The organism is Inquilinus sp. YAF38, assembly GCF_052113205.1.
Taxonomy (GTDB): Bacteria; Pseudomonadota; Alphaproteobacteria; order DSM-16000; family Inquilinaceae; genus Inquilinus.
In genome coordinates this window covers 36,673-47,088 of record NZ_JBFRCU010000059.1, presented here as the reverse complement: position 1 = coordinate 47,088, position 10,416 = coordinate 36,673, and the positions used below count along the sequence as shown (strand labels likewise).

Sequence of the window (10,416 nt, the reverse complement as noted above, 5' to 3'; positions counted from 1 at the left end):
CTTCTGCAGGCTGGTCACGCCCAGGCCCACATCGACCACCACCCCCGCACCCTCATGCCCCAGGATCGACGGGAACAGCCCCTCAGGATCCGCCCCCGACAGCGTGAACTCGTCCGTGTGGCAGATCCCCGTCGCCTTGATCTCGACCAGCACCTCGCCGAACTTCGGACCCTCCAGGTCCACTTCCAGGACCTCCAGAGGCTTCCCTGCAGCCACGGCTACGGCGGCACGCGTCTTCATCTTCCCGGCTCCTCGCGAATCGTCGGGCGAAACCCTAGCGGACGAGCCCGGCCAGTCCCAGGCCCGACATGCCGCGGCGACGCCCCGATAACCTGAAGTTCAGGCCTCCGTCGCTTTCGTACCTTGTCAGGAGCGACGGCCGCCTGCCCAAATCGCGACCGGCGGGGCGGACCATTCCCGCGAGACGCCTGAGGCAGGACGAGAAGCCCGGCCGGACCGGGACTGTAGCGCCGCCTCGGCGGGGGGATCACAATCTGGGGGTTTGCATGAGCTTTCTGAACAAATCGGCCATGGCGCTGGCCTTGTGCCTGGCAGTGTCCGCCGGGGCGCTGGCCGGACCGGCAGTGGCGGAGACGGTGCTGAACCGCGGCTTCGGCAGCGCGCCGTCGACCCTGGACCCGCAGCTGAACAACGGCGCGCGCGAGAACTACATCATCGCCGACCTGTTCGAGGCGCTGCTGATCCTGGACCCGCAGGGCAACCCGCAGCCGGGCGCGGCCGAGAAATGGGAGACCAGCGCCGACGGCCTGACCTGGACCTTCCATCTGCGGTCCGGGCTGAAATGGTCGAACGGCGACCCGATGGTGGCGGCCGATTTCGTGCGCGGCATCCTCCGCGCCCTCGACCCCGAGACGGCGTCGGAGCACGCCTACTACCTGACCGCCGTCCTGCCGATCAAGAACAGCAAGCCGTTCAACGAGGGCAAGCTGAAGGATGCGAGCCAGCTGGGCGCCGCGGCGCCGGATGACCGCACGGTGGTGCTGACGCTCGACTACCCGATGCCGGACGCGCCCTACATCCTGGACTTCCACACCACGGCACCGGTGCATGAAGCCAGCCTGAAGGCGGCCGGCAACAAGCTGGACTATACGAGGCCGGAGCTGTTCGTCAGCAACGGCGCCTATATGCTGAAGGAATACGTGCCGCAGTCGAAGGTGGTGCTGGTCAAGAACCCGAACTACTGGGACGCCGCCAACGTCAAGATCGACTCGGTCGTCTACCACGTCACCGAGGACGCCTCGACCGAGCTGAAGCGCTACCTGGCCGGCGAGCTGGACAGCACCATGACGGTGCCGTCCGACCAGATCGAGAAGCTGAAGGCCGAACGGCCGCAGGAGCTGCACCAGAACCCGACGCTGGGCATGAAGTATCTGAGCTTCCAGCCCGATGCCGGCCCCCTGTCCGACATCCGCGTGCGCAAGGCACTGGCCTATGCCATCGACCGCGACTTCCTGCAGGAGAAGATCGAAAAGGCCGGCAACGTGCCGATGGTCACCTTCTCGATCAACCAGGACCCCAGCTACAAGCCCGGCCGCGTGCAGGAAGCGGGGCTGAGCAAGGAAGAGCGCCTGGCCGAGGCGAAGAAGCTGCTGGCCGAGGCCGGCTACGGCCCGGACAAGCCGCTGGAGATCGAGATCATCGGGCCGTCCAGCGCCGCCAGCAAGCGGCGGGTCGAGGGCATCACCGCGATGTGGAAGCAGAACCTCGGCGTCCGCACCAAGCTGGACCTGACCGAGGTCAAGACCTGGCTGGAGAAGCTGCACACCGGCGACTGGCAGGTCTGCATGGACAGCTATGGCGGCGACTACCCACAGGCCAAGACCTGGCTGGACGCGCTGCGCTACAGCGGCACGCCCAGCTATCACTGGAAGGACGACGAGTACGAGAAGCTGATGGACCAGGCCAATGCCGTCGCCGCGGACAAGGCCAAGTTCTACGAGACCCTGGGCCAGGCCGAGCAGCGCATGCTGGACCAGTACGTGTTCATCCCGATCACGGTGTCGAGCGACAACCTGCTGGTCCAGACCTACGTCAAGGGCTGGGGCGCCAACCCGATCGGCCACCCGATGTCGAAGTTCCTGAGCATCGAGAAGTGACAAGAAGGGGGCGCGGTCTCCCCGCGCCCCCTTCTTGTCATCCCCGCGAAAGCGGGGATCTCGCGCCGCCTCTGGATGTGACGAGATTCCCGCTTTCGCGGGAATGACGAAGAAAGAAGCAGGGAGCAGTCGGACCCGATGGTCTTGTCCGTCCTTCGCCGCATGCTGGGCAGCGTGCCGACGCTGTTCGCGCTGGCGACGATCACCTTCTTCGTCATCCGCTTCGCGCCGGGCGGGCCGTTCGACGGCGAGAAGAAGCTGCCGCCGGCGCTGATCGCCCGGATGGAGGCGCAGTACCATCTGAACGAGCCGCTGTGGCGGCAGTATCTGCGCTTCCTGGGCGACGTCGTGCGGCTCGATTTCGGCCAGTCGATGTACTACCGCGAATACACGGTGACGCAGCTGATCGGCCACGGCCTGCCGATCTCGCTGCAGATCGGGCTGTGGGCCACGCTGCTCTACGCCATCGCCGGCGTCACCCTGGGCGTGGTCGCGGCGCTGCGGCGCAACGGCCCGCTCGACAACCTGGTCAGCGCCATCGCCATGGGCGGCATCGTGGTGCCGACCTTCGTCATGGCGCCGATCCTGCAGATCGTCTTCGCCCTGATGCTGAGCCTGCTGCCGGTGGCGGGCTGGGACGGCGGCTGGCGGTCGATGGTGCTGCCGGTGGTGGCGATGGCGCTGCCGAACATCGCCTATGTCGCCCGGCTGACCCGCGGCGCCATGATCGAGACGCTGCGCAGCAACTACATCCGCACCGCCCGGGCCAAGGGGGTGGGCGAGTGGCGCGTTCTGACCCACCACGCCATCCGCGGCGCCATGATCCCGGTGATCGCCTATCTCGGCCCCGCCACCGCCGGGCTGATCACCGGGTCGATGGTGATCGAGACCATCTTCGCCGTGCCTGGCATCGGCCGCTACTTCGTCGAGAGCGCGATCAGCCGCGACTACACCATGGTGATGGGGGTCACCCTGGTCTATGGCGGCTGCATCATCCTGTTCAACATGGTGACCGACGTGCTGCAGGTGCTGCTGGACCCAAGGTCGCGCGCATGACCGACGCCACCGCCACCGATCTCGCCACCCCGGAGGGAGCGGGCGCCGAGGGCGTCAGCCCGTTCCGCGAGGCGCTGCGCCGGTTCCGCGCCAACCGGACCGCGGTCGCCAGCCTGATCGTGCTGATCCTGATCGTGATCTTCTGCTTCGGCGGGCCGCTGCTGTACGGCTACGAGCCGGACGACGCCAATTTCGAGGCGATGAACGCGCCGATGGACCTGCTGTCTGCCTATCCCTTCGGCACCGACGACCTCGGCCGCGACCTGTTGCTGCGGATCATGGCCGGCGGCCAGGTGTCGCTGATCATCGGCCTGGTGGCGACGCTGATCGCGGTCGCCATCGGCGTCACCTGGGGGTCGGTTGCCGGCTTCCTCGGCGGCATGGTCGACCAGGTGATGATGCGCTTCGTCGACGTGCTGTACGGCATCCCCTACATCTTCCAGGTCATCCTGATCAGCATGGCGCTGGGGCGCGGCAGCACCGCCGTGATCATCGCCGTGGTGCTGTCGCTGTGGCTGACGCCGTCGCGCATCGTCCGCGCCCAGGCCATCGCCTTGCGCCACCGCGAGTTCATCGAGGCGGCGCGGGCCGGCGGCATGACCAAGCGCCAGATCGTGCTGAAGCACATCATGCCGAACTGCGTCGGCGTGGTGATCGTCTATTCCAGCCTGCTGATCCCCGACGTGATCCTGAGCGAATCCCTGCTCAGCTTCCTCGGCCTCGGCGTGCAGGCGCCGGAGACCAGCTGGGGCGTGCTGATCAGCGAGGGCCAGGCCAAGATCGAGACCGCCCCGCATATGCTGATCCTGCCGGGCCTCGCCCTGGCCCTGACCCTGTTCTGCATGAACTTCGTCGCCGACGGGCTGCGCGATGCCTTCGACCCCAATGAGCGCTGATCCCCTCCTCTCCGTCGAGGATCTGGCGATCCGCTTCCGGATGCGCCGGGGCGACGCCGTCGCCGTGGCCGGGGTCGACTTCACGGTCCACCGCGGCGAGGTGCTGGGCATCGTCGGCGAGAGCGGGTCGGGCAAGAGCCAGATCCTGCTGTCGATCATGGGCCTGTTGGCCGGCAACGGCGCCGCCACCGGCCGGATCCGCTTCGAAGGGCAGGATCTGCTGGCGCTGGACCGGCGCGGGCTGGACCGGCTGCGCGGGTCGGCCATGACCATGATCTTCCAGGACCCGATGACCTCGCTGAACCCCTATCACCGGATCGGGGCGCAGCTGACCGAGGTGCTGATCCGCCACCAGGGGATGCGCAAGCGCGAGGCCTGGGACAAGGCCGTCCGGATGCTGGACCGGGTGAAGATCCCCGATGCGGCGAAGCGGATGCGGCAGTATCCGCACCAGCTGTCGGGCGGCATGCGGCAGCGGGTGATGATCGCCATGGCGCTGTTGTGCAACCCGCGCATCCTGCTGGCCGACGAGCCGACCACGGCGCTGGACGTCACCGTCCAGGCCCAGGTGCTGGACCTGCTGCGCGACCTGGTGCGCGAGCTGGGGACGGCGGTGATCCTAGTGACCCACGACCTCGGCGTCGTCGCCGAGATGTGCGACCGGGTGCTGGTGCTGTATGGCGGCAAGGTGATGGAGGCGGCGCCGGTCGACCCGCTGTTCGCCACGCCGGCCCATCCCTACACGCGTGGCCTGCTGGATTCGACGCCGGACCTGGAGGGTACGTCGGGTGAGTTGCGGGTGATCCCGGGCCAGCCGCGCGCCGCGTCCGGCGACCTGCCGGGCTGCCCCTTCGCCCCGCGCTGCGAGCGCCGGGTCGAGGCCTGCACCGTCACCATGCCGCCGTTGCTCCCCGCCGCTGCCGGCGTCGTCGCCTGCCATCGCCCTCTGCCGCAGCCCACCGCGGTGCCGGAGCTGGTGTCATGACGCCGGTGCTGTCGGTCCGCAACCTGAAGGTCCATTTCCCGCTCTCGTCCGGGCTGCTGGGCGGGCCGCCGCTGCTGGTGAAGGCGGTGGACGACGTGTCTTTCGACCTCGCCCCCGGCGAGGTGCTGGCCGTGGTCGGCGAATCCGGCTGCGGCAAGTCCACCCTGGGCCGGGCCGTGCTGAAGCTGATTCCGCCCACCGCCGGCACCATCGCCTGGAACGGCAGCGACGTGACCGGCCTGCCGGAGAATGCGCTGCGGCCGCGGCGGCGCGACATGCAGATCATCTTCCAGGACCCGCTGGCGTCGCTGGACCCGCGCATGACCGTGGCCCAGATCATCGGCCGGCCGCTGCGCACCTTCCACCCCGAGCTGAAGCGGGCCGAGGTCGCGGCCCGGGTCAACGAGGCGATGCGCCAGGTCGGCCTGTCCCCCACCCTGGCCCACCGCTATCCGCACGAGTTCTCCGGCGGCCAGTGCCAGCGCATCGGCATCGCCCGCGCCATCATCCTGCGGCCGAAGCTGATCGTCTGCGACGAGCCGGTCTCGGCGCTGGACGTCTCGATCCAGGCGCAGATCGTCAACCTGCTGATGCGGCTGCGGCGGGAGATGGGCATGGCGCTGATCTTCATCTCGCACAATATGAGCGTGGTGCGGCACATCAGCGACCGGGTGATGGTGCTGTATCTGGGGCGGGAGGCCGAGATTGCCGGCCGCGATGCCTTCTTCGCCCGGCCGCTGCATCCCTATGCCCAGGCGCTGCTGTCCGCCGTGCCGGTGCCGGACCCGGTGCGGGCGCGGCAGCGCCGGCGCGTGGTGCTGCAAGGCGACACGCCGTCGCCGATCAACCCGCCCTCYGGCTGCGCCTTCCGCACCCGCTGCCCGCATGCCGTCGACCTGTGCGCCCGGGCCGCACCGCCGCTGCGCGACTTCGGCCCCGGCCACCGCGCCGCCTGCCACCGGGTCGAGGAGCTGGCCGGCGTCCCGGCCTGACCGCGCCGCGCTCGCCATGCGTCCGGCGCCGTATCCCGATGCGCCGCTGCTGGAGTAGCATTTCCGTCATGAGCATCGATCCCGGCTTCCTGGACCGCCTGATCGCCGCGCCGCGGCTGCTGTTCCCGACGGTGTCGCCGGATGGGCGCTGGGTGGCCTGGCTGTGGAACGGCAAGGCCGAGRCCAACGGTCCGTGGATCGCCCCGACCGCCGGCGACGTGCCGCCGCGCCTGTTACTGGAACCATTCTCCGGCTGGGATTGCGAGAGCTTCAGCTGGACCCCGGACAGCCTGGCCCTGATCGTCGCCCGCCGCCGCGACGGCGAGGAGCAGGTCGGGCTGCAGCGGGTCTGGCTGGATCCGGCGCGGCCGGCGGAGACACTGCTGCCGGACCGGCCGGGCTATTACGTCTACAGCGCCCAGCAGCATCCGGACGGGCGGCGGCTGGTCTATGCCGCCAGCCGCGACCCGGCCACCGGGCTGGGCGGCGACATCCTGCATCTGTACGAGCACGACATCGCGACCGGCGCCCAACGCGCTCTGGCCTCGCCCCGGCGCTCCTGCAAGCTGGCGCCGAGGCTGGACCCGACCGGGCGCCGCATCCTGTATCTGCGCAACGACCACCACCCGAGCGGCCGGGCGCTGTGGGTCTACGACCTGCAGACCGGCGCGGACCGCGAGCTGTACAACCCCGGCGGGCCGGCCAAGGCCGAAGGCGTGTGGTCGCCCGACGGGACCCGCATCGCCTTCGTCGCCGAAGGGCCGGCCCACAAGCGGCTGGGGCTGATCGACCTGGCCTCCGACGATCTGCGCTGGCTGATCGACAATCCCGCGATCCCGGTCGAGCATCTACGCTGGCCGCGCCAGGCCGATGGCGGCCAGGACCTGCTGATGGTGCTCGAATCCGGCGCCGCGCGGGACGAGGCCGGGTTCCTGATGGTCTCGACCGGCGCCTATGCCCCGGTGTTCCGCGGCGGCGACATCCTGCGCCCGATCGCGCCGCTGCCCGACGGCCGCTGGGTGCTGGAGCGCGGCCGGGCCACGGCGCCGACGTCGATCATCGCCCTGGCGGCCGAGGCGCCGGACCTGCTGACCGCGCATGAGCTGGCGCCGCTGCCCGCGGGGTCACTGCCCGACCCGACGGCGCTGAGCCCGGCCGAGCCCTTCTGGTGGCATTCGGTCGACGGGCTGCGCATCCACGGTTGGCTGTACCGAGCCCGGGGCGAGGCGCGCGGCACGGTGATCCAGGTCCATGGCGGCCCGACCGCGCATTACGACGGGCGCTTCGACCCGGTGCCGCAGGCGCTGGCCCAGGCCGGCTTCCACGTGCTGCAGCCGAACTATCGCGGCAGCACCGGCCTCGGCCTGGCCTTCCAGGACGCGATCAAGGAAGACGGCTGGGGCGGGCGCGAGCAGGAGGACATCCGCACCGGCATCCTGGCGCTGATGAATGCCGGGCTGGCGCAGCCGGGCCGGGTCGGCGTCACCGGCCTGTCCTATGGCGGCTATTCCGCCTGGTGGGCGATCACCCATTTTCCGCGCGAGGTAATCGCCGCCTCGGCCCCGATCTGCGGCATGACCGACCTGGTCACCGACTACTGGACCACACGACCGGACCTGCGCCCCTATTCCGAGGCGATGATGGGCGGCACACCGGACGCGCTGCCGGAAAAATACCGCGAGCGGTCGCCGATCCACGCCGTCGACCGGATCGAGGGGCGCCTCTTGATCGTCCAGGGCCTGACCGACCCCAATGTGACGCCGGAGCATGTCGAGATCATGCGGGCGGCGCTGGACGCCCGCGGCATCCCCTACGAGACGCTGCTGTTCCCGGATGAGGGCCACGGCATCGTCAAGCCGGGCAACTGCCGCGTGCTGTATGAGCGGCTGATCGCCTTCTTCGATGCGGCCTTCGGACCGGGTGCAAGCGCCGACCAGGACGCGCCGATGACCGAGACGGTAGCCGTCGGCGACTCGTGAGCGGATGAGTTGAGGGTCGAGCGTCTTTTCGTTGCCTCTCCCGCCTGGCGGGAGAGGTCGGACGTCCGAAGGACGGCCGGGTGAGGGCTGGCCCGGGCCTCGACAAAAGAACCCTCACCCGGAGCCGCTTCGCGTCTCCGACCTCTCCCGCAAGCGGGAGAGGCAATACTTTACCGCCTTGCGCGATAGGATGACTTGATCTGGTCTCGGCTCATTCCCCTCAGGCCGGCTTGTAGTCGACGATCGACGGCACCCCGACACCACCCGGCGGCATGATGTTCACGCCGCCCAGAGGGGCCATGTAGGTGTGGGTGCTGTGCTGCACGCCGGCCTGGTCGAGCCAGCTGGTGCCCAGGCTGCTGCAGGAGCCCGACAGCTGGGTGTTGGCCGCCGGCTGGGCATAGCTGATGCCCTTCAGCTTGTTCTCGAAATGGGTCAGCCCGTCGGTGACGAAGCCGGGCGGCGTCAGGTTGCAGGGCGTGTAGATCGTCTCCATCCCCGGCAGGTTCCACCACGCATTCGGGACGATGTCGTAGTCGTTCCAGTAGCGCAGCGAGTAGCTGAAGTCGGTGCCGAACAGCGTGGCGAAACCGGCATTGCCGACGGTCGGCGCGGCGAAGGTGGCGGGCACGATCGGGGTGGTGATGCTGCCGAGGCTCTGCAGCCAGGGCGCGACCACGGTGGTCAGGGCGCCGCCCAGGCTGTGGCCGGTGACGATCAGCACCGGCTGCTGGTTCGCCGAACTATTGAGATAGCTGGTCACGAAATCCGACAGGCTCTGGCCGTTCGAGCTGAGCTTCTGGATCACGTCGAGGGCAGACAGGGTGCCCTTGGCGATCAGCGCCGTGCTGGTCGGCGCCCAGGGCAGCGGCACCTGGTCGGGCACCCGCAGGTCCTCGAACAGCTGCTTGAGGATGCCCCAGGGGTCGTCGACATGGACGTCGGTGCCGCGCAGGCAGACCACCAGCAGCACCGGCACACCCGACGCCGCATCGGTGTAGGCGGCGGCATAGGCGAGGTTGCTGTCGTCCCAGTCCTTGGCCGGGCCCCAGACGACGCTCCAGCTGCCGATCGAGGAGTCCGGTGCGGTCTCGCCCGGCGGCGGCACCGAGGGCATGGCCTCGGCGATCTGGTCGGTCTGGAAATACGAGATCTGGCACAGCTGCAGATAGCTGATCGCGAACGGCGTGGCCGGGATGCCGCCCTGGCCGACGGCACCCTGCTTGATCTCCTGAGGTGTCATGACGCCTCCATGTCCGCGCGGATGTTGGGCAGCCGGCCACGCGCCTGCGCGGCGAGGCGGGCCGGATGCCATATGACCGCTCGGGGCGGTGAACGGCGTCAACACCTATAAGTTGTAGAAAATATCGATCAAATCGCCAGAGCGGACGAAAGCGACATCGCGGATGCAAACCGGCGGCCGGCCCGATACTGTGCGGCCGAGCATAGACCCCGCCGCCTGGACCCTTGATGAGCCGCACCGTCCCTTCCGAAGCCGCCTCCGCCTGGCGCACCAGCATCGTCGTCGGCCCCGAGATCGGCGATGCCGTGCAGACCGCCTTCGACGACGCCTTCGCCTCGGTCGCTGCCTTCGAGATCGAGGATGGCGGCGACTGGGTGATCGAGGGGATCGACCGCAATCCGCCGGACGAGGCGGCGCTGGCCGCGCGGCTGGCGCTGGTCGCGGCGATGCTGGGCACGACGCTGCCGGCGCCGGTGGTGGAGAAGGTGCCGCCGACCGACTGGCTGGCCGCGACCTATCAGGCCTTCCCGCCGCTGCGCATCGGCCGCTTCTTCATCCACGGCTCGCATATCGAGGAGGCGCCGCCGCCGGGCACAGTCCCGCTGTGCATCGACGCCGCCACCGCCTTCGGCTCCGGCGAGCACCCGACCACCGAGGGCTGCCTGCGGGCACTGGACCGGCTGTCGCGCCGCCGCCGCTTCCGCCGAATCCTCGACATGGGCTGCGGCACCGGCATCCTGTCCTTCGGCGCGGCGCGGCTGTTCCATGCCCCGGTGCTGGCCGCCGACATCGACCCGGAATCGATCCGCGTCACCCGGATCAACGCCCGGATCAACCAGCTGTCGGACCGGGTCACCGCCGTGGTCTCGAACGGCTATGCCAGCCGGGTGGTGGCGGAGCACGGCCCCTACGACCTGATCATCGCCAACATCCTGGCCCGGCCGCTGATGAGCATGGCGGCCGACCTGCGCCGCAACCTGGCGCCCGGCGGGGTGGCGATCCTGGCCGGCCTCTTGGACCGCCAGGCGCCCCAGGTGCTCGCGGCGCACCGGCTGCAGCGCCTGACACTGGCCGACAAGATCCCGATCCGCGGCTGGCCGACGCTGGTCCTGGGCTGAGGCAGCGCGCCCGAACATTGCCAATTCTTC

At 69.4% G+C, this 10,416-nt stretch carries 9 protein-coding genes; 7 read left to right on the top strand and 2 right to left on the bottom strand.

Annotated elements, in window-relative coordinates; genetic code table 11:
• Nucleotides 1–240 (bottom strand): alcohol dehydrogenase catalytic domain-containing protein (locus AB4Z01_RS23535; protein WP_441698118.1); only part of this gene is annotated, 240 nt, incomplete at its 3' end.
• A gap of 266 nt (nt 241–506) precedes the next feature.
• Here AB4Z01_RS23535 and AB4Z01_RS23530 point away from each other — a divergent pair.
• From AB4Z01_RS23530 to AB4Z01_RS23505, 6 genes are all read left to right on the top strand, one after another.
• On the top strand, nt 507–2,117 hold the full coding sequence (locus tag AB4Z01_RS23530; protein ID WP_441698117.1) for a peptide ABC transporter substrate-binding protein: 1,611 nt from the start codon (nt 507–509) through the stop codon (nt 2,115–2,117).
• Nucleotides 2,118–2,255: 138 nt separating this feature from the next.
• Nucleotides 2,256–3,173 carry an ABC transporter permease gene (locus tag AB4Z01_RS23525; RefSeq protein WP_441698115.1) on the top strand — a complete coding sequence of 306 codons (918 nt, stop codon included), beginning with the start codon at nt 2,256–2,258 and terminating at the stop codon, nt 3,171–3,173.
• Nucleotides 3,170–4,069, top strand: coding sequence for an ABC transporter permease (locus AB4Z01_RS23520; RefSeq protein ID WP_441698113.1), 900 nt, complete (start codon nt 3,170–3,172; stop codon nt 4,067–4,069). The genes AB4Z01_RS23525 and AB4Z01_RS23520 overlap by 4 nt, the downstream gene beginning before the upstream one ends.
• Complete coding sequence (locus tag AB4Z01_RS23515) at nt 4,059–5,054, top strand: ABC transporter ATP-binding protein (protein WP_441698111.1); 996 nt, start codon at nt 4,059–4,061, stop codon at nt 5,052–5,054. Before AB4Z01_RS23520 ends, AB4Z01_RS23515 begins: the two co-directional genes overlap by 11 nt.
• Nucleotides 5,051–6,046 (top strand): ABC transporter ATP-binding protein, encoded by a 996-nt coding sequence (locus tag AB4Z01_RS23510; RefSeq protein ID WP_441698109.1) that lies wholly within the window; start codon nt 5,051–5,053, stop codon nt 6,044–6,046. The genes AB4Z01_RS23515 and AB4Z01_RS23510 overlap by 4 nt, the downstream gene beginning before the upstream one ends.
• Before the next feature lie 68 nt (nt 6,047–6,114).
• Nucleotides 6,115–8,025, top strand: coding sequence for a S9 family peptidase (locus AB4Z01_RS23505; protein ID WP_441698107.1), 1,911 nt, complete (start codon nt 6,115–6,117; stop codon nt 8,023–8,025).
• Nucleotides 8,026–8,245: 220 nt separating this feature from the next.
• On the opposite strand, the gene AB4Z01_RS23500 is transcribed toward AB4Z01_RS23505, so the two are convergent.
• Nucleotides 8,246–9,268 (bottom strand): lipase family protein, encoded by a 1,023-nt coding sequence (locus tag AB4Z01_RS23500; RefSeq protein ID WP_441698105.1) that lies wholly within the window; start codon nt 9,266–9,268, stop codon nt 8,246–8,248.
• A 227-nt stretch (nt 9,269–9,495) separates the two neighbouring features.
• Between AB4Z01_RS23500 and AB4Z01_RS23495 the strand changes: the two genes are divergently transcribed.
• Nucleotides 9,496–10,386 (top strand): 50S ribosomal protein L11 methyltransferase, encoded by an 891-nt coding sequence (locus AB4Z01_RS23495; protein WP_441698103.1) that lies wholly within the window; start codon nt 9,496–9,498, stop codon nt 10,384–10,386.
• The last annotated feature ends 30 nt before the right edge of the window (nt 10,387–10,416 follow it).